The sequence below is a fragment of the Mesorhizobium sp. L103C119B0 genome, from assembly GCF_000502235.1.
Taxonomy (GTDB): Bacteria; Pseudomonadota; Alphaproteobacteria; order Rhizobiales; family Rhizobiaceae; genus Mesorhizobium.
In genome coordinates, this window is record NZ_AYXE01000002.1 from 204,975 (window position 1) to 223,949 (window position 18,975).

The 18,975-nt window shown below is 64.5% G+C and carries 19 protein-coding genes; 11 read left to right on the forward strand and 8 right to left on the reverse strand.

Annotated elements, in window-relative coordinates; all coding sequences use genetic code 11:
* Nucleotides 1–30: 30 nt before the first annotated feature.
* The 4 genes from X728_RS162695 (at nucleotide 31) to X728_RS162680 (ending at nucleotide 3,854) form a co-directional block, all read left to right on the forward strand.
* Entirely contained in the window at nucleotides 31–1,089 is a 1,059-nt protein-coding gene (locus X728_RS162695) for a hemin-degrading factor (protein WP_023830577.1), read from the forward strand.
* A 10-nt stretch (nucleotides 1,090–1,099) separates the two neighbouring features.
* Complete coding sequence (locus tag X728_RS162690) at nucleotides 1,100–1,981, forward strand: hemin ABC transporter substrate-binding protein (protein ID WP_031194752.1); 882 nt, start codon at nucleotides 1,100–1,102, stop codon at nucleotides 1,979–1,981.
* 4 nt (nucleotides 1,982–1,985) lie between these two features.
* Nucleotides 1,986–3,059 carry an iron ABC transporter permease gene (locus tag X728_RS162685; RefSeq protein WP_023830578.1) on the forward strand — a complete coding sequence of 358 codons (1,074 nt, stop codon included), beginning with the start codon at nucleotides 1,986–1,988 and terminating at the stop codon, nucleotides 3,057–3,059.
* 6 nt (nucleotides 3,060–3,065) lie between these two features.
* Nucleotides 3,066–3,854, forward strand: a complete 789-nt coding sequence (locus X728_RS162680; protein WP_023830579.1) for a heme ABC transporter ATP-binding protein — start codon at nucleotides 3,066–3,068, stop codon at nucleotides 3,852–3,854.
* A gap of 109 nt (nucleotides 3,855–3,963) precedes the next feature.
* Here X728_RS162680 and rirA read toward each other — a convergent pair whose 3' ends face one another.
* Nucleotides 3,964–4,425 carry an iron-responsive transcriptional regulator RirA gene (gene rirA / locus X728_RS162675; RefSeq protein ID WP_023672640.1) on the reverse strand — a complete coding sequence of 154 codons (462 nt, stop codon included), beginning with the start codon at nucleotides 4,423–4,425 and terminating at the stop codon, nucleotides 3,964–3,966.
* Between the two features lie 295 nt (nucleotides 4,426–4,720).
* Between rirA and X728_RS162670 the strand changes: the two genes are divergently transcribed.
* From X728_RS162670 to X728_RS162660, 3 genes are all read left to right on the forward strand, one after another.
* Nucleotides 4,721–6,016 (forward strand): DUF445 domain-containing protein, encoded by a 1,296-nt coding sequence (locus tag X728_RS162670; RefSeq protein ID WP_023739062.1) that lies wholly within the window; start codon nucleotides 4,721–4,723, stop codon nucleotides 6,014–6,016.
* Nucleotides 6,017–6,124: 108 nt separating this feature from the next.
* The gene (locus X728_RS162665; RefSeq protein ID WP_023672638.1) at nucleotides 6,125–6,547 is read left to right on the forward strand and encodes a phasin family protein; all 423 of its coding nucleotides are present in this window, start codon (nucleotides 6,125–6,127) and stop codon (nucleotides 6,545–6,547) included.
* 159 nt (nucleotides 6,548–6,706) lie between these two features.
* Complete coding sequence (locus X728_RS162660) at nucleotides 6,707–7,204, forward strand: MaoC family dehydratase (RefSeq protein WP_023681725.1); 498 nt, start codon at nucleotides 6,707–6,709, stop codon at nucleotides 7,202–7,204.
* Between the two features lie 15 nt (nucleotides 7,205–7,219).
* Here X728_RS162660 and X728_RS162655 read toward each other — a convergent pair whose 3' ends face one another.
* Complete coding sequence (locus X728_RS162655) at nucleotides 7,220–8,692, reverse strand: MFS transporter (protein WP_023830580.1); 1,473 nt, start codon at nucleotides 8,690–8,692, stop codon at nucleotides 7,220–7,222.
* A gap of 131 nt (nucleotides 8,693–8,823) precedes the next feature.
* Between X728_RS162655 and X728_RS162650 the strand changes: the two genes are divergently transcribed.
* A complete protein-coding gene (locus tag X728_RS162650; RefSeq protein WP_023688168.1) occupies nucleotides 8,824–9,717 on the forward strand; it encodes a LysR family transcriptional regulator in 894 nt (297 codons plus the stop codon).
* A 4-nt stretch (nucleotides 9,718–9,721) separates the two neighbouring features.
* On the opposite strand, the gene X728_RS162645 is transcribed toward X728_RS162650, so the two are convergent.
* The gene (locus X728_RS162645) at nucleotides 9,722–11,140 is read right to left on the reverse strand and encodes a PLP-dependent aminotransferase family protein (RefSeq protein ID WP_023830581.1); all 1,419 of its coding nucleotides are present in this window, start codon (nucleotides 11,138–11,140) and stop codon (nucleotides 9,722–9,724) included.
* 106 nt (nucleotides 11,141–11,246) lie between these two features.
* On the opposite strand from X728_RS162645, the gene X728_RS162640 reads away from it, so the two are divergent.
* Nucleotides 11,247–12,110, forward strand: coding sequence for a DMT family transporter (locus X728_RS162640; protein ID WP_023830582.1), 864 nt, complete (start codon nucleotides 11,247–11,249; stop codon nucleotides 12,108–12,110).
* Between the two features lie 28 nt (nucleotides 12,111–12,138).
* On the opposite strand, the gene X728_RS162635 is transcribed toward X728_RS162640, so the two are convergent.
* From X728_RS162635 to X728_RS162625, 3 genes are all read right to left on the reverse strand, one after another.
* Nucleotides 12,139–13,179: a zinc-dependent alcohol dehydrogenase family protein gene (locus tag X728_RS162635; RefSeq protein WP_023688171.1), complete on the reverse strand. Its 1,041-nt coding sequence runs from the start codon at nucleotides 13,177–13,179 to the stop codon at nucleotides 12,139–12,141.
* A gap of 36 nt (nucleotides 13,180–13,215) precedes the next feature.
* On the reverse strand, nucleotides 13,216–13,938 hold the full coding sequence (gene maiA / locus X728_RS162630; protein WP_023830583.1) for a maleylacetoacetate isomerase: 723 nt from the start codon (nucleotides 13,936–13,938) through the stop codon (nucleotides 13,216–13,218).
* A 4-nt stretch (nucleotides 13,939–13,942) separates the two neighbouring features.
* Nucleotides 13,943–14,650, reverse strand: a complete 708-nt coding sequence (locus X728_RS162625; protein ID WP_023688173.1) for a fumarylacetoacetate hydrolase family protein — start codon at nucleotides 14,648–14,650, stop codon at nucleotides 13,943–13,945.
* A 178-nt stretch (nucleotides 14,651–14,828) separates the two neighbouring features.
* On the opposite strand from X728_RS162625, the gene X728_RS162620 reads away from it, so the two are divergent.
* Nucleotides 14,829–15,512, forward strand: coding sequence for a response regulator transcription factor (locus X728_RS162620; RefSeq protein WP_023672627.1), 684 nt, complete (start codon nucleotides 14,829–14,831; stop codon nucleotides 15,510–15,512).
* Between the two features lie 123 nt (nucleotides 15,513–15,635).
* On the opposite strand, the gene X728_RS162615 is transcribed toward X728_RS162620, so the two are convergent.
* Nucleotides 15,636–16,979, reverse strand: a complete 1,344-nt coding sequence (locus X728_RS162615; protein WP_023805427.1) for a hybrid sensor histidine kinase/response regulator — start codon at nucleotides 16,977–16,979, stop codon at nucleotides 15,636–15,638.
* 3 nt (nucleotides 16,980–16,982) lie between these two features.
* Nucleotides 16,983–18,167 carry an FIST signal transduction protein gene (locus tag X728_RS162610; protein ID WP_348524292.1) on the reverse strand — a complete coding sequence of 395 codons (1,185 nt, stop codon included), beginning with the start codon at nucleotides 18,165–18,167 and terminating at the stop codon, nucleotides 16,983–16,985.
* Nucleotides 18,168–18,415: 248 nt separating this feature from the next.
* Here X728_RS162610 and X728_RS162605 point away from each other — a divergent pair, with 248 nt between their 5' ends.
* Entirely contained in the window at nucleotides 18,416–18,916 is a 501-nt protein-coding gene (locus X728_RS162605; RefSeq protein ID WP_023830584.1) for a (2Fe-2S)-binding protein, read from the forward strand.
* Nucleotides 18,917–18,975 lie beyond the last annotated feature (59 nt).

The window sequence follows — 18,975 nt, forward strand, 5'->3', positions numbered from 1 at the left end:
GACCAAACACGGCAGACAGGTAAGCAGGACATGGACCAGCGCGCAAAACCCGCCCCGCATGAAATCCGGCGGGCGCGGGCAGACAATCCGAAAGCGCGCGAGCGCGATCTTGCCGCCGAGCTCGGTATTTCCGAGGCCGAGCTGGTGGCCGCGCATTGCGGCGACGGCGTCGTGCGCGTCGAGCCCAGGGTCAACGATCTTCTGACAGGCCTCGATGCCGTTGGCGAAGTGATGGCACTGACCCGCAACGAAAGCGCGGTGCACGAGAAGATCGGCGTCTACGACAAGGTTGTCACAGGCGCGCACAATGCCATGGTGCTGGGCGAAAACATCGACCTGCGTATCTTTCCAAAGGTCTGGGCGCATGGCTTTGCCGTCGAGAAGCGCGACGGCGGCGACATCCGCCGCAGCCTGCAATTCTTCGACGCGGCCGGCGATGCGGTGCACAAGGTGCATCTGCGGCCGGCGTCCAATCTCTATGCCTACCAGAAGCTCGTGGCCGCACTCGAATCGCCGAACCAGGAGGCGACCGTGTCTATCGCAGGCCTGGCCGACGACGACGCGGAGACGTCGGGCATTGCCGCAGACATCGATGATCTGCGCGACCGCTGGAGCCGGCTGACCGACGTGCATCAGTTCTTTGGCATGTTGAAAACGCTGAAGCTCACCCGCCGCCAGGCCGTGCGCATGGTCGGCCAGGACTATGCCTGGCTGCTCGACAATGACGCCATCGGCGCCATGTTCCACCATGCCGCCGCCGACGGCATGCCGATCATGTGTTTTGTCGGAAACCGAGGCTGCATCCAGATCCATTCCGGCCCGGTCAAGTCGATCAAGCCGATGGGGCCGTGGATCAACGTCATGGACGAGACCTTCCATTTGCATCTGCGCACCGACCACATCCAGGAGGTGTGGGCGGTGCGCAAACCGACCAAGGACGGTCATGTCACCTCGCTCGAAGCCTATGGCGCCGACGGCAAGATGATCATCCAGTTCTTCGGCAAGCGCCGTGAAGGCGAGGGCGAGCGCGACGACTGGCGGTTCCTTGCCGAGAACCTGCCGCGCATTCCAAGCCCGACCGCAGCCTGAGGAAACGACGATGATTTCACTGTTCAGGACGCTTGCCGCGGCCATGGGCCTGTCGCTGTTTATTGCCGCCCCAGTGCCGGCCAGCGAGAACGTGGCCGTGTTGGCCGACACGTCGCGGATCGTGGCGATCGGCGGTTCGATCACCGAGATCGTCTACGCGCTTGGCGAGGAAGGTCATCTCGTCGCCCGCGATTCGACCAGCCGCTACCCCGCCGCCGCGGTCGCGCTGCCCGACGTCGGCTATATGCGCCAGCTGTCGCCGGAAGGCGTGTTGTCGGTCAATCCTTCGGGCATTCTGGCGCTGCATGGCAGTGGGCCGAAGGAAGCGGTCGATGTGCTGAAAAAGTCGAGCGTTCCGTTCATCGACGTGCCCGAGCATTACAGCCATGACGGCATCCTGGAAAAGATCCGCATCGTCGGCAAGGCGCTTGGCGTCGACGCCAAGGCCGAGACGCTGGTGGCTGAGACCGACGCCAAGCTGAAGGCGGCCGAGAAGCAGACGGCGTCGATCAAGCAGCGCAAGCGCATCCTGTTCGTGCTGTCGATCCAGGGCGGCAAGATCCTGGCCGCCGGCACCGACACCGCCGGTGACGGCATCATCAAGCTCGCCGGTGCCGTCAATGCGGTCGAAGGTTTTTCCGGCTACAAGCAGATGTCCGACGAGGCGATCGTCACTGCCAGGCCGGACGTGATCCTGGCCATGAAGAATGCCGGCCCGCCGATTGCGGAGGCCGAGCTGTTCGCCATCCCGTCGATCACCTCGACGCCGGCGGGCGAAGGCCGCAAGCTGACCCTGATGGATGGCAGCTATCTCCTCGGCTTCGGGCCGCGCACGGCCGATGCCATCCACGATCTGGCCGCCTCGCTCTATGGCAGCCAGGTCACGGACTGAGCCGATGGTGGATCAGTCGATCGCCGGCGCGGCGGGCAAGGTGGCCGAGGGCGATCGTTCCGGGCGCGCTCGCCTGGTTATTGTGCTCCTGTGTGTGGCGCTTGCCCTTTCGATGTTCCTGTCGCTGAGGTCGGGCGCTTCCGATGCATCGGCCGTCGGTGTCATTCGTGACTGGCTAACCGGCGCCGTGCCGGCCGACGCCGCGCTTGGCGCCCGCGACCGGCTGATCGTCTACGACATCCGCATGCCGCGCGTGCTGCTCGGCGTGCTCATCGGGGCGGCACTGGCCGTATCGGGTGCGGTCATGCAAGGCCTGTTTCGCAACCCGCTCGCCGATCCCGGCCTGATCGGCGTTTCCGCCGGGTCGAGCCTCGGCGCGGTCGCCGTCATCGTGCTCGGCACGACGTGGCTGGNCGGGCTGGCCTTGCCGCTCGCCGCTTTCTGCGGCGGCCTTGCGGTCACGCTGGTGCTCTACCGCGTCGCCACGCGGCAGGGGCGCACATCGGTCGCTACCATGCTGCTTGCCGGCATTGCGCTCGCAGCCCTTGCCATGGCGCTGACCGGTATCCTGATTTTCATGGCCGACGACCGGCAGTTGCGCGACCTGACCTTCTGGCAACTGGGCTCGCTGGGCGGCGCGACCTGGCCGAAGATCGCTTCCGTCGGTCCGATCATCATCCTGGCGCTTGCGGCAATGCCGTTCCTGGCCAAAGGCCTCAACGCCCTGGCGCTCGGCGAGGCGACGGCCGGACATCTCGGCATCCCGGTACAGCGGCTGAAATACACCGGGATCGTCGGCGTCTCGGCAGCGGTCGGCGCCTCTGTCGCAGTCAGCGGAGGCATCGGTTTTGTCGGCATCGTCGTGCCGCATCTGCTGCGGCTGCTGATCGGTCCGGACAATCGCTATCTCTTGCCGGCATCGGCGCTGCTCGGCGCCTCGATGCTGCTGCTTGCCGACGCAGTTGCCCGCGTCATCGTGGCGCCGGCCGAATTGCCGATCGGCATCGTCACGGCGATCGCCGGCGCGCCGTTCTTCCTCTGGATCCTGCTGCGCAAGCGCGGCGTAATCGACTTGTGAGGCGGCATGATCGAAGCACGCGATGTCTCGGTGGCGATGGGCGGCAAACGCATCGTCGCTAATGTCGATTTTGTCGCACGGCCGGGCGAGATCGCCGCCATCGTAGGACCGAACGGCTCGGGCAAGACGACTTTCTTGAAGGCGTTGTCGGGCGATCTGGCGTTTACGGGGACAGTGGCCGTCAACGGGCGCGACCTCTCCGAGATGAAGCCGGTGGAGGCCGCGACCGTGCGTGCCGTGCTGCCGCAGACCGCGACGCTGTCCTTTCCCTTCACCGTGCACGAAGTGGTCAGGCTCGGCCTTATCGGCGGCCGTTCCGGCGTTCTGCCGGGCGAAGATGATCGTCTGCCCGAGCGGGCGCTGGCGCGGGTCGACCTCGACGGCTTTGCCGGCCGCTTCTATCAGGAGCTTTCGGGCGGCGAACAACAGCGTGTGCAGCTGGCGCGCGTGCTGTGCCAGGTCTGGGCGCCGGTGCTGGACGGCAAGCCGCGCTATCTCTATCTCGACGAGCCGGTCTCCAGCCTCGATATCAAGCACCAGCTGATCATCATGAACATCGCCCGCGATTTCGCCCGGCGCGGCGGCGGTGTGATCGCCATCCTGCACGACCTCAATCTGACGGCCATGTATGCCGACCGGATTTTCGTGATGCATCGCGGCCGGCTCGCCGCCGACGGTTCACCGCAGGAGGTGCTGAGCGACGATCTGATCGAAAAGGTGTTCGATTGTCGGCTAAGGGTCGGTGTGTTGCCGGCGGCGAACATGCCGTTCGTCTTGCCGCAGTCAGCCGCCTAAAAGCGCGTCGCGTTTGAACGGACTCAGGCGACGCGCTTTAGGTCTTTGTTTTTATGCATGTCGTTGTCTCAAAACCGGGGCCACTTTTGAGCGACATGCACTAGAAAACTCAGGCGGCCGGAGCTCGCTGGACCAGCATGTCGATGCCGAGCAAATGACGCACATTCGGGCGCGCCGCCACCATATCGGCGATAGTGTAGCGGGAGAGTACGGCAAAGAAGGCGTTGAGCGCCTCGCGCAGCGCCGAATTCAGCTGGCAGCTGTCGACCAGCGGGCATTCGGCGGCGTCGTTTTCGAAGCACTCGGCCATGGCGAAGCTCTCTTCGGTCACCCGTACGACGTCGAACAGGCTGATCTGCTCGGCGGGGCGGCCGATTCTCACGCCGCCATTCCTGCCGCGCACCGTCTCGACCAGGCCATGCTCGACCAGCGGCTGCAGGATCTTGAACAGGAAAAGCTCCGACACCGAATAGGCGGCCGCAATCTCGGGGATGCGGCTCAGGCGATCGTTGTTGGCGGCGCAATACATCAGGATGCGCATGGCGTAGTTGGTCTGGCGCGTCAGCCGCATTTCATTCCTCACCCGAGTCCTGGCGCGTTGGAACTGCACCAGATTTTAGTTTGTGCTGGTGCGGCTTTCTCACCCGGAGTTTCGGATTCGCCCACACTGGCCTGATCGGAATATGGCCTATACCTTGGAACAATTCCAGACTGGCATTGCATGATAGATGAACATTCTTGTCAACTTTGCGTGCGAAACCGACAATTCCCGGACGAAATCGGCCCATCCGATCATGCTACGGGCCCAAACACCCCCTAAATAGCCCATGCCAGATAGCCAAGAGATCGATGAGGAGCGGCGTATCATGTCCCAATCGGCTTCGTCCCTGGCGCCTGGCGGTTTTGATGCCGAGACGGGCGCCAAGCTTTTCGCGTTGCGGCGGACAAAGTTCCTCGCCACGGCTGCGCTGGTGCTTTGCGTCGTGGTTTTTGCCGTGGCCAAATCGTTCGAGGCCAAGTATCCGTGGCTGGGCTTCGTGGCGGCCTTCGCCGAGGCGGCGACCATTGGCGGCCTGGCCGACTGGTACGCGGTGGTGGCGCTGTTCAAGCGGCCGCTGGGCCTGCCGATCCCGCACACCGCCATCATCCCAGCGAACCAGAACCGCATCGCCGATAATCTGGGCCGCTTCATCGAGGTCAATTTTCTGGCGCCGGAGCCGGTGCGGGAAAAGCTGGCCGAGGTCGATTTTGCAGCACTCGTCGCCGACTGGCTGACTGACGCCGAACGCTCTGCCGGCCTGTCACGCTTCGTCGTACGGCTGGTCCCGCAGACGCTTGCGGCGATCGAGCAATCCGGCCTGCGCGGCTTCGTCACCAGCCGCATGCTGGAGCAGATCGACAAGGTGCCGCTGGCGCCGCTCGCGGCCGAATTGCTGTCGGCACTGACCGACGACCGCCGCCACCAGAAACTCTTCGACGAATTCACCAGGGTGATCGGCCGGTTCCTGAACGATGAAGAGGCGCTGGCGACCATGCGCGAGAAAATCCGCGAGGAATTGCCGTCGCTGTTCAACCTGTTCAGAGCCGACGCCTATCTGCTGAAAAAGATCGTCGCTTCCGCCGGTTCGCTGCTTGACGAGGTGCGGGCCGACCCCGACCATCCGATGCGCGCCGAATTCGACCGTTTCGCGCACAGCTTCATCGAGCGGCTCAGAACCTCGAAGCAATACGCCAAACGGGCCGAGAAGCTGAAGCGCGATTTCCTGGCGCGGCCGGAAGTGAAGTCGCTCGCCGGCGACATGTGGCAGAGCCTCAGCGTGTTCATCGAACAGGACGCCAAGGCGGAGAATTCGATTGTTCGCGCGCATCTCGCCAACATGTTCGTCGAGGTCGGCCGCCATCTCTCAGGCGATCCGCAGATCAGGGCCGACATGAACCGGGGCTTTGTCGTGGCGCTGTCGTCGTTCGTGGAGAGCCAGAAGAGCGGTGTGTCGACATTCATCGCCGACCAGGTCAAGCGCTGGGACCTCGCCCAGCTGACGAGGCTGATCGAGATGAACATCGGCAAGGACCTGCAATATATCCGCTTCAACGGCATGATTATCGGCGGATTGGCGGGTATCGTGCTCTACACGGCGGAGAGGCTGTTTCTCGCTGGCTGATGCTGCATTTGCCGCTGAATTGCTTGGGCGTGCGAATGGACACACGGCGCGCGAGTGCTATTGTCCAGAACAGGGTTCAGCATTTGCGACAACTGGGGAGCACGAGCAATGGCCAAACAACCCGACTCCGATTCGTTCCTGGACATGTTCAGCCGGTTCGGCCGTGACCTGAAGGTGCCGAATGTCGAGGCGATCCTCGCGCATCACCGCAAGAACCTCGAGGCGCTGGAAAGATCCGCGCGGGCGGGAGCTGCCGGCGCGACCTCATTGTTGTCCAGACAGCGCGAGATGCTGCAGGACACGCTGCGTGAAGTCAGCGACATGGCGCAGAGCTACAAGGCGCCGGGCAATCCCCAGGAACTGATGACAAAACAGGCGGAGTTCGCCAGGAAATCCTTCGAAGCCGCCCTGAAAAATGCCGGCGAAGTGGCCGAGCTGGTCAAGAAATCCGGCACCGAATCGATCGAAATCCTGCGCAGCCGCATCAAGGAAGCGATGGAGGAAATCCGCTCGGGCTATGACAAGAAGTGACTCTCAACGCAACCATGAGAGGAGTGGCCGGTTGCGGCGCATGAGCATGGACGAGGGACGCTGTTTGGCGGAAAATGGCGGAACGGAATCGCAACGGGCGAATTGACAGGAGCCGTCCGTTCGTGGTCCGAGGCACTGGGAGCCACCGGGAAAGCAGGAATGACGGAACTACGGCCGAAAACGCCGCCGACCTTCGAGCAGTTAAGGGCGATGGCCGGGCAGGAGCTCGGCGTGTCGGAATGGACGACCGTCGACCAGAACCGCATCAACCAGTTTGCCGAATGCACAGGCGACCATCAGTGGATCCACGTCGATCCGGAGCGGGCGAAGCGGCAGAGCCCATTTCGCACCACGATCGCGCATGGCTATCTGACGCTGTCGATCATCGGCGCGCTGGCGCTGGGCATGGGCATCGTCCCCGAAAACACGCAAGCCGCCTTCAATTACGGCTTCGACAAGGTGCGGTTCCTGGCGCCCGTCAGGGTCGGCGCACGCATCCGGCTGCGCACGACGCTGTTGTCGGTGGAGGACAAGGGGCCGGGCCAGTATCTGATGAAGGCCGCCAATACGGTCGAGATCGAGGGCGAACAGAGGCCGGCGCTGACCGCCGAAACGCTGGTCATGCTTTATGAGCGGCGCAAGCGGGCGGGAGCGTAAGCTCCCTATCTTCGGTCATGATGGCTGTTGCCGCACCGACAGCCTGCCGCCGGCGCGGGTCGAGAGCAGTGCCAGCAACAGCGCAGCCACCGCCAGGACCGTTGCCGTCTGAAAGGTAACCTGCATGCCGCGCGCGGCTGCCGCTGAGGTCAGCATGTCCTGGCTTTGCCGTTCTCCCGTCGAGGCAGCCGCAAAAATGGCGCCCATAAGCGATGCGCCGGTGATCAGGCCGAGATTGCGCGACAGATTGAGCAGGCCGGACACCACGCCGCGCTCGCCGGCAGCGACACCGCTCATGACGGCGGCATTGTTGGATGTCTGGAACAGGGCGTACCCGAAGCAGGTGACGGCGATCGGCACCATATAGCTGGCAATGCCGAGTTTTGTTGCGGCGAGCGACAACAATGAGGTTCCGACGGCAAGACTGAACAGTCCGACGACCATCATCCTGTGCGCGCCGAAGCGATCGGTGAGGCGGCCGGCGACGAGCGCCGAGAGCGCGGAGACCAGCGGACCTGTCGACAGGACCACGCCGACCATCGCAGCGTCGAGCCCCAGCGCTCGCGACAGATAGAATGGAGCGACCACCAGGGTCGCCATCATCACTGTGGCGACAACGAGGTTCGTGGCGAGGCTGGCGCTGAGCCGGATGTCGTACAACCGGGCAAGCCGGATCAAGGGATTCTTCGCCCTCTTCTGCGCGACGCCGAACAGAACGACGCCGATGCCGGCGGCAACCAGCAGGCCGGTGTTGAGGGCGCCGAAATGGCCGCGGCCGAGCGTCATGGCCAATGCATAGGCGGCCAGCGTCAGGGCCAGCAAGACCGTCCCGATCGCATCGAAGCTGTTTTGAGCTGCTTCCGCAGTCTTGTCGCGGGCAGGCAGGGCCAGCGAGGCGAGGGCAAAGGTCAGGAGGCCGAGCGGCACATTGACGAGGAAGATCGCCCGCCAGCCGAAGCCGGCGATCAGCAAGCCGCCGAGCGAGGGTCCGAGCGTCGTGCCGATCGCCGACATGGCGCCGAGCAGGCCCATGGCGCTGCCGGTTCTCTCCTTGGTCACGGTCTCCGCGACAAAGGCCAGCGTCAACGCCATCATCAGCGCGGCACCCAGTCCTTGTACGGCGCGCGCCGCAATCAGCAGCCAGAGCGTCGGCGCCAGGCCGCAGAGCACCGAAGCCAGTGTGAACAGCGCGATGCCGCCGAGCAGCAACGGCCGGCGGCCGAGCATATCGGCCAGCCGACCGGCGCTGACGATCAGGGCCGTGATGGCGAGCAGATAGGCGAGAACCACCCATTGCACGGACTGGAACGGCGCACCGAACGCCTGCATGAGGGAAGGCAGTCCGACGCTGGCAATGCTGGTTCCAAGCGACGACAGCAGCGTGGCGAGCGACAGGCTGGCCAATGCCAAGACAGGAGAGTGGGCCAGGCCTGCGGACCGGGTGTTGTGCGGCGCCGATGCGCACTCGTTCTGCTCAGCAATTGCCATGGCGATTTCCTCCTTGTCAGTCCCGCAACCGGACCTGTCGGAGATCTAGTCGTCAGGATGGAATGGCGGAAGGCGCATCATTTGCATCTTATTCGTGCACCAAACGCCATGGCATGTGCTACAATCCGCCGATGGCATCGCCAGATCTCAATCTGCTGTTCGCTCTCGACGTCCTGCTGACCGAAGGTAGCGTGGCTCGCGCGGCAACCCGGCTGCGGCTCAGCCCTTCGGCGATGAGCCGCACGCTGGCGCGGCTGCGGGAAGCGACCGGCGATCCGCTGCTGGTCCGCGCCGGCCGCGGCCTGGTCCCGACGCCGCGCGCGGAGGCATTGCGGCAGCAGGCCGGCCGTGTCGTCCACGATGCGGAAACGCTATTGCGTCCCGCCAGGCTGCTCGATCTGGCAAAGCTGAACCAGATCTTCACGCTGCGCACCAATGAAGGGTTCGTCGAGGAATTCGGGCCGCGTCTTGTCGCCCGCATCCAGGCCGAGGCGCCGGGCGCGCGGCTGCGCTTTAGGCCCAAATCCGACAAGGATGTCGCCTCGCTGCGCGACGCGGACATCGACCTCGAAATCGGCGTTGCCGGCGAGGCCGGACCTGAAGTGCTGATACAGGCGCTGTTTCGCGACCGCTTCGTCGGTGCTGTGCGAGCCGGCCACCCTTTGAGTGAAGGCGCGGTAACGCCTGAACGCTACGCGGCCGGCCGCCACATCAGCGTTTCACGGCGGGGTCGGGAAAGAGGGCCGATCGATCAGACTTTGGCGCTGCTCGGCCTGCAGCGAACCGTGGCGTGCATGGTCTCCGGCTTTTCGGCTGCACTCTCCATGGCGCGCGCTTCGGACCTTATTGCCAGCGTGCCCGAACGGCACACGCAAGGCGCACGCGCCGGCATGGTCAGCTTTCTGCTGCCGGTCGCCACGGTGGAGGTCACCATCTCGATGCTCTGGCATCCACGGCTCGATGCCGATCCGGCGCAACGCTGGCTGCGAGATTGCGTTCGGGAGGTCTGCGCGGCCTCCCGCTGAGCCCTCAGCGCGCCATTGCCCCCTTGAGCACCCTGAAAATCCGCTCGTCCTGGCACTGGGCAACGTTGAAGCGCAGGAAGCGGCTGGCGGTTCCCGACAGGCTGAATGCGTTGCCGGGCGCCAATACGATGTTGTCGGCCAGCGCGCGGCGGGCGATTTCGGCTGCGTCCACGCCATCGGGCAGGCCGCACCACAGGAACAGTCCGGCGGGCTGGTCGATCCAGGGCGCGATGCCGATCGCCTTCAGGCGCGCGCTCGTCTCGCCCATGGCGCGGGAAAGGCGCGCGCGCAGCAGATCCATGTGCTTGCGGTAGCTGCCATCCCTAAGCAGCGTCAGCACCAGTTCGGCCGCCAGCCTGCCCCCGCCGAAGGTGGTGGCGATCTTGAGGTCGGTGAGCTGTTCGATCCAGTCGCGGGGTGCGGCGATAAAGCCGCAGCGCACCGAGGCCGACAGCGTCTTGGAGAAGCTGCCGATATGGACGACGCGGTTGAGGCCGTCGAACGCCGCCAGCCGAGGCGCTGGGCTGTGCTCGAAATCGGCGAAGATATCGTCCTCGATGATGGTCAGGTCCGACTGGTCGGCGAGTTTCAGCAGCCGGTGCGCAGTGACCGGCGACAGGATCGCGCCGGTCGGGTTGTGGATGGCGGAATTGGTGATGTAGAGGCGCGGCCTGTGCTCGGCGAGCGCCTGCGCGAACATCTCGATGTCCGGCCCCGATGGCGTGTAGGGCACGCTGACGACCTTGGCGCGGTGGGCGCGCAGCAGTGCGTGGAAATTGAAATAGCAGGGGTCGTCGACCAGCACGGTATCGCCGGGTTCGATCAGGAAGCGGCACAGAAGATCGATGGCCTGCGTGCCCGATTCGGTCAGCATGATCTGTTCGGGCGAGACCTCGATGCCGTGGCCGGCCATGCGCCGCGCGAGCACTTGCCTGAGCGGCGGCAGGCCGAGCGGCGTGCCGTAATCGGCTAGGTCGACATCGTCGGCGCGCGCCACGGTGCGCAGCGCCCGGCGCAAGGCCGATTGCGGCATCCACGAGGCCGGCATCCAGCCGCAGCCTGGTTTCAGCATCTCGTCGCCGGCTTCCAGCGACTGGCGCGAGACCCACAGCGGATCGATGGCGCGATCGAGCCGGGGTCCAATCTCGGCCAGCGACAGTGGCGCCAGCGATCCGGCGGCATAAAAACCCGAACCCGGCCGGGAGCGAATCGCGCCTTCGGCGGCAAGCCGTTCATAAGCTTCGACGACGGTGGATTTCGACACCTGCATGGCCTTGGCGAAGGCGCGGATCGAGGGCAGCCGCGCGCCCGGCGTCAGGCTGCGCGCCGATATCCGCTGGCGGATGGTCGCCATCACAGTTTCGACCAGAGTGGTCGCGAGAACGGTGGGCGCGCCGTCCGCTTCCAAAGCGAGTTCCTTCATCCGTACTGCTCGACCTGCCATTACAGTTTTGCGGAATTGTACTGCATTGTCTCTGGCTGCACCATAGGCACTTGCCCGATAGAGGTCGAAAGCAATGGAGCCTGGAATGGACAAGACCGCGAGCGGCTGGCTGAACGGATTCGTCGGCGTGCTGATCTTCTCAGGCTCGCTGCCGGCGACGCGCGTCGCCGTGGCGGAGTTCGATCCGACGTTCCTGACCTCGGCCCGCGCCGCGATTGCCGGGCTGCTTGGTCTCGCGATGCTCGTCCTGTTCCAGCAGAAGCGCCCGGCGCGCAGCGATTTTCTGTCGCTGGTGATCGTCGCCCTTGGGGTGGTTGTCGGCTTTCCCTTGCTCACCGCTCTGGCGCTCAAGCACGTCACCTCTGCCCACTCCATCATCTTCGTCGGCCTGCTGCCGCTGGCCACCGCGATCTTCGGCGTGCTGCGCGGTGGCGAGCGTCCGCGCCCGGCCTTCTGGCTGTTTTCCTGCATCGGCAGCGCGCTGGTCGCCGGTTTTGCCCTGATGCAAGGCGTGACGGCCTCACCTGTCGGCGACGGCCTGATGCTGGCCGCCATCATCGTCTGCGGCCTGGGCTATGCCGAGGGGGCGGCATTGTCGCGCAGGCTGGGCGGCTGGCAGGTGATCTGCTGGGCGCTGGCGATCTCGCTGCCGATCATGCTGGTTCTGACGTTCGCGACGCTGCCGTCGTCCTTCGCCGGCGTCGGCTCCGGCGCCTGGATGGGTCTCGCCTATGTCTCGCTGTTCAGCATGCTGATCGGCTTCGTGTTCTGGTACCGCGGCCTCGCCCAAGGCGGCATCGCTGCCGTCGGGCAGTTGCAGCTACTGCAGCCCTTTTTCGGCCTGGCGCTGGCAGCGTCGCTGCTGCACGAGCAGGTCAGTCCGCTGATGATTGTTGTCACGCTCGGCGTGGTGGCCTGCGTGTTCGGGGCGAAGAAATTTGCACGCTAGGAGTTTGGTGGTGGAGGGCGACTCCGCCCTAGAACTTCGTCACCACCCCAATGCCAATCCCCTCGAACCCGCCCATCGCCATCAGCGCCGCAGGCGCCTCATCAAGGCTGATCTTCTTGCCGACCAGCAGTTCGGGCTTGAGCTTGCCGGTGCGGATCATCTCCATCATGGCGGGGTAGCGGTAGGCCTGCATGCCGTGGCTGCCGAGGATTTCGAGCTCGAAGGCGATCACCTTGTCCATCGGCACTTGCGGGCGGGCATGTTCGCCCAGCATCAGGCCGACCTGCACGTGGCGGCCGCGCCGGCGCAGATTGGCAATCGAGTTGAACGATGTCGTGGGGTGGCCGAGCGCGTCCATCGACATATGCGCGCCGCCATTGGTGATCTGCTTGACCGCCTTGACCACGTTCGGCGTGGTCGCGGCGTTGATGGTCGCCACGGCGCCGATCTTTTTGGCGAAGTCCAGTTTCTCGTCGGTGAGGTCAATGGCGATGACATTGGCGCCCATGGAACTGGCGATCATGATCGCCGACAGGCCGACGCCGCCGCAGCCATGCACCGCCACCCATTCCCCCGGCGTCACCCGGCCCTGGTCGACAATGGCGCGAAACGAGGTGACGAAGCGGCAGCCGAGGCTGGCGGCGGTGGCGAACTCCATCTCCTCGGGCAGGCGTACGAGATTGGTGTCGGCATGCTCGATAGCGACATATTCGGCAAACGATCCCCAGGCGGTGAATCCCGGCTGCGTCTGGTGTTCGCAGACCTGATGATTGCCCGAATTGCATTCGAAGCAGCGGCCGCAGCCGACGCAGAACGGCACGGTGACGCGCTCGCCGGCCTTCCAGCGGGTGACCTGCTTGCCGACGGCGACGACGATGCCGGCCAGTTCATGGCCCGGCACATGCGGCAGTGTGATGCCATCGTCATGGCCCATCCAGCCATGCCAGTCGCTGCGGCAGAGCCCGGTCGCCTCGACCTTGATGACGACGCCGTCGGCGGCCGGTTTAGGATCCGGCACGGTCTGGATTCTCGGCGCTTCGCCGAATTTTTCGAAGACGACGGCTTTCATCGGCAACTCTCCGTGCTCTGCTCCGGCATTGTGAGCCTATTCGGCATCTATCTGATTCTCCGGCGCTGCCTTCTGAAAGGCCGGCAGCGCCATGCAGGCGGCGTGGATGCGCGAGATCTCGGNCTGATTCTCCGGCGCTGCCTTCTGAAAGGCCGGCAGCGCCATGCAGGCGGCGTGGATGCGCGAGATCTCGGGGTAGGGTGTCAGGTCGACTCCGAAGCGGGCGTTGCTGGCGATCTGGGCGACCAGGCAGATGTCGGCGAGGCCCGGTGCGTCGCCATGGCAAAATGTGCCGGTCTCATCCGATGAAGCCAGAATCTTTTCAAGCGGCTGGAACCCTTCGTTCACCCAGTGGCGAAACCAGTGGATGACATCCTGGTCGCCGGCGCCGAACAAAGTGCGCAGCGAGGTCAGCACGCGCAGATTGTTCACCGGGTGGATGTCGCAGGCGATCATCTGCGCCAGCATTCGCACGCGCGCCCGGCCGAGCGCGTCCTTCGGCAACAGCGGCGGTTCGGGATGGGTCTCGTCGAGATATTCGATGATCGCCAGCGACTGCGTCAAAAGCGTGCCGTCGCCCAGGATCAGCGCCGGCACCAGCCCCTGCGGATTGACCGCTAGGTAAGCCGGCTCCAGATGGTCGCCATGACGCAGATGATGCGGCACGTAATCGTAGGTCAGGCCCTTCATCTCGAGCGCAATGCGTGCGCGATAGGAGGTGGAGGAGCGGTAGTAGTTATGGAGGACCAGATCGCTCATCGGATCACGGCTTGCCCATCGAATCTTGGCCGATGGTGATCTCGATGGTGCCGATGCCGTCGACACCGCCGGTCATCGTCTGACCCGGCGCTACCGCGCCGACGCCGGCCGGCGTGCCGGTGAAGATCAGGTCGCCCGGTTGTAGTGCAACCGCACTGCTGCAGATCGAAACGATATCGGCAATCGGCCAGATCAGTTCGGCGAGGTCCCCATCCTGCTTCACCGCGCCGTCGACGGCGAGCCAGATGCGGCCCTTTTGCAGGTGGCCGGATTTGGCGGCTGATACCAACGGGCCGCAGGGCGCCGAGCGGTCGAAGGCCTTCGACCAGTCCCACGGCCGGGCTGCTTTCTTGGCCTCGTCCTGCAGGTCGCGGCGGGTGAGGTCGATACCGACGCCGTAGCCCCAGACATGGTCGAGCGCCTGCGCGCGAGGAATGCGGAAGCCGGCCTTGCCGATCGCAGCGACCAGCTCGATCTCATGGTGCAGGTTTTTGGTCAAAGGCGGGTAGGGGACCGTGGTGCCGGAATCGACCACCGCATCGGCCGGCTTGGTGAAGAAGAAGGGCGGGTCGCGCTCGTCATTGCCGAGTTCGCGGGCATGCGCGGCGTAGTTGCGGCCGACGCAGAAGATGCGGCGCACCGGAAAACGCTCGGCAGAGCCGGCGACGGCCACCGACGGGGTTGCGGGCAGGGGAAGGACGAAGTCTGTCATGCGCGGGTCTCTGCTTCAACTGAGGGCACATTTGACCGATTTGGACCGCCGGGCAAGGCATCAGCGCTGGCAAAAGCGTCGGCTGCGCTCCGTGGACCAAGATGGCGATAGACTATTTGCCAATAAGCTGGCCATACCAGCGGGAGTATCGTGCCCACGGAGAACTGAAACGAACACCATGACCGCAATCAACGATCGCGCCCGGTTTCTGATCATCGACGACCATCCGCTGTTTCGCGAGGCGCTGCACAGCGCCGTGCAGATGGCCTATCCGGAAGTCGACACCGTGGAGGCGCGCTCGATCGCCGAGGCGCTCGATCTCCTGGGTGGGATAAAACCGTTCGATCTGGCGCTGCTCGATCTCAACATGCCTGATGTCCATGGCTTCGATGGACTGCTGCAACTCAGGACCCGCCATCCGCGGCTGCCGGTGGTCGTCGTCTCGGGCTATGAGGAGCCGAAGATCATCTCCGAGGCGTTGTCCTATGGCGCTGCCGGCTTCATCCCGAAATCGGCGCGCAAGAGCGATCTTGCGGCCGCAATCCGCTCGGTGATGGAGGGCGCGATCTATGTGCCGGAGACATATGAGGGACAGCCGCCCGACGCCGACAGCGCCGACCGCGCCGATATGGTGCAGCGGCTGGCCAAACTGACGCCGCAGCAGCTGCGCGTGCTGCAGATGCTGCGCCAGGGCCTGCTGAACAAGCAGATCGCCTACGAGCTGCAGGTCGGCGAGACCACGGTCAAGGCGCATGTCTCGGAGATCCTGCGCAAGCTCAACGTCTACAGCCGCACGCAAGCGGTGATTGAGGTGTCGAAGCTGGACAATGCGGAGCTGTTTCGCGATCAGGCCGGGTTTTGATCTTTACCCTCCCCCTTGTGGGGAGGGTCGATCCGCGAAGCGGAGCGGGGTGGGGGAGCTTGGCGCTGCACCCCGCCCCGGCGCTGCGCGCCGACCCTCCCCATCGAGGGGAGGGTATGGGGCTCAAGCCAGCAGATGCGCCAGCAGCGCCCTTAGCTGCGCCGGCTTTAGCGGCTTCCGCATCAGCTCTATGCCTGCGGCGCGGGCTGCCTTGGCGACGGCCTCCGATCCGTCGGCGGTGACGATCAGCGCCGGCACGGCGCGGCCGAGATAATCGCGGACTTCGGCGATGGTGGCGGTGCCGAGGTCGCCGTCGTCGAGATGCTGGTCGGCAATGACGATGTCGGGCACCCAGTCGGTGTCGCCAAGCAGGCTGATCGCAGCCTCGGTCGAAGTCGCGGCGCGCACCAGGCACTGCCAGCGCTCGAGCAGGAAGGTCATCGCCTGCAACACGTCGGCGTCATTTTCGACCAGCAGGACCTTGGTGCCGAACAGGCCGTAGCCGCGCGGCCGCTCCATCTCGGCAAGGCTGGCGATGGCGTCGGCGCTGGCGCCGATGCCGACCGGCACGTCGATGTGGAAGATGGTGCCGCGCCCAACCCTCGAGGAGAACGTCACGGGATGACCGAGCGCGGCGGCCATGCGCCGCACGATGGCAAGGCCCAGGCCCAGCCCGCCGCCGGAGATCCCGGTATCGGCTGGAATGGCGGAGCCGCGATGGAACTCCTCGAAAACCGCCTCGCGCTGATCCTCGGGAATGCCGCAGCCGGTGTCGGCGACATCGATGCGGATGGTGTCGCCGCGATGCCTGGTGCCGACCAGCACGCCGCCGAAGCGGGTGTAGCGCAGAGCGTTGGACAGGATATTCTGCAGGATGCGGCGCAAGAGCGTGCGGTCCGAACGCACCACGGCGCTGACCGGGCGGAACTTCAGCGCCAGCCCCTTCATCTCGGCCACGGGCAGGAAATCCGACCGCAGCGAGGAAAACAGCGTCTCCAGATTGACATCGCCGATGTCGGGCTGGACCACGCCGGCATCGAGCTTGGAAATGTCGAGCAGCGTGCGCAACAGGTCTTCCATGGTCTCCAGCGAGCGCTCGACCTGGCGGACCAGCTTCTTGCCCTCGTCGCTGGTCTGCACTTCGGCCAGCGCCGAGACGGAGAGGTGGGCGGCGTTCAGCGGCTGCAGCACGTCATGGCTGGCGGCGGCCAGGAACCTGGTCTTGGACAGGTTTGCCAGCTCGGCGTTTTCCTTGGCGGCGCTGAGGTCGATGTTCGACTGTTCCAGCCGGCGCAAGGTCGAGTGCAGTTCCTCGGTGCGCATACGCACGCGGTTTTCAAGTGAAATCGCGGTCTGGAACAGCGAGAAGGCATTGCCTTGCTGGTCCATCGAGCGCTCGACGCGGCTGACCAGAGCGGCGTTGATCTTCTTCAGCCTGTCGACGTCGTCGATGTCCCTGAGCGGCATGGGCTATTCCGCCGCCTGGCGTTCGCCGAAGGCGATGCCGGTGAAGGTTTGGTTCAGATGCATCGAGCGGTACTGTTCGCCATAGGTGCCGAAGCCGATGACATTGTTGACCCGGTAGAGCTCCGAAATGTCGCGGAACACCTGGCGGTTGCGCGCATCGAGCCGGCGCAGCACGCAATCGAAGCCGAGGATCATGTCGATGCCGCCGAGCCGTTGCTCGACGTCGCGCAGTGCGGCGCGCGTGGATTCCACCATGTCCTTGGGCTGGGCGATGGACAGCACGACGCCGTCGTCTATGGCGCAGAAGAATGACAGCGAGCCGTCGGGATGCATCTTCTGGATCGAGCGGCAGTAAAATTCGCCACCCACTTTCACCACCACCGGGTGCGAAGCGAAGCTCATCGGCGTCAGGTTCTGCGCAACGATGCCGACGGAGGCTGCATACTCCTCAGCCGCATTGGTGGCGTTGAATTCGCGCACGGTGCGGTGGTCCGGATCGGATGCCGTCACCACCAGCTTCTCGTCGGTGGGGATGAAATTGTCGGTCTTGAAGACATGGAACGGAATCTCGGTGGCGATCAGCACAATGATGGCGCTGTCGGACGCTACCTTGCCGTTCGAAATCAGCCTGGTGGTTTCGAATTTCAAATCGTCGCCCGCCGAACCGCCGATCAGCGGGATGTCGTCCAGCCCCCAATGGATGGCCGAGGTCACCGCTTCCTCTGCAAAGGACAGGCCGTCGATGAAGCAGAGCGCGAAGGTGCTTTTGGCATGGCAACTGCCGGTGCGTCCGCGCAGCAACCGCCGCAAGGCCTCGACTTCATCAGTGATCCTGTCCATGCCCGACGAGGAGAGATTGTCGACCATGGTGCTGACCGCCGAAAACGACGCGGAGGGAAAGAGCATGGCGAGCACATGACCTTCCTCCAGGCCTTGCGGGGTGATCTCGCCGGCGGTCGAGCAGGCGGCGTAGGCCAGCGTCGGCGCTTGGGTCTTCAGCGCTTGCGAAAGGACGCTCGCATCAAGCAGGCTCTGGGAAAAGAACAGCAGGGCAAAGCCGGCATCGATGGCTGCGGCCTCGGCGGCGACCGCTCGGGCGAATGCATCGGCGTCGGGCTCGTCGGTGGTGAGCGCCGACAGACCGGATGCATAGCTCGTCCGTGAACTGGCCAGAGGCTTCCTCCCGATATCCTCCGACGCTTCCTGCGCGCGCCCGTTTTATGTCTCTCGGCGCGCTGGCGTCGAGGGCATTGTTGCCCCCTATTCGCTCTTTGGCAATGGGGCGGACAGGCCCATGATTTTCGTTTTGTCCATGACCGAAAGTACAATGAGCGCCGTGTGTTTTTTGCGCTTTGTGCAGTGTACCAATAGCGCATGGCCGAGCGCCAAAGCCGCATCGGCAGCATGACTACCAAGGTCATACCCAGGGAGGATGCATGTCGGACGTTTCGTTTGTCGTGAACGGAAAACGGATCAGCGGCGCTGCCGAGGACCGAACGCTTCTGGTTCATTTCCTGCGCGAAAATCTTGGTCTCACCGGAACGCATGTCGGTTGTGACACCTCTCAATGCGGCGCCTGCGTCGTGCATGTCGACGGCATGGCGGTGAAGTCCTGTTCGATGCTGGCCGTGCAGGCCTCCGGGTCGACCGTGGTGACGATCGAAGGGCTTGCCAATGGCGGCGACCTGCATCCGATGCAGGCCGCGTTCAAGGAACATCATGGGCTGCAATGCGGCTTCTGCACGCCGGGCATGATCATGACCGCGACCGACATGATCGCGCGCCATCCCGAAGGCCTTGATGAGGCGACGGTGCGCGCCGAACTCGAAGGCAACATCTGCCGCTGCACCGGCTACCACAACATCGTCAAGGCGATCCTCGCCGCATCGCAGACTATGGCGAAGGTGCCGAAGGGCAGGGCGAAACAGGCAGCGTAAGAAAGAAGCGAGTAGCGAATAGGGAGTAGCGAGTAGTCGGTTTAGCCGAACCGCTCCGA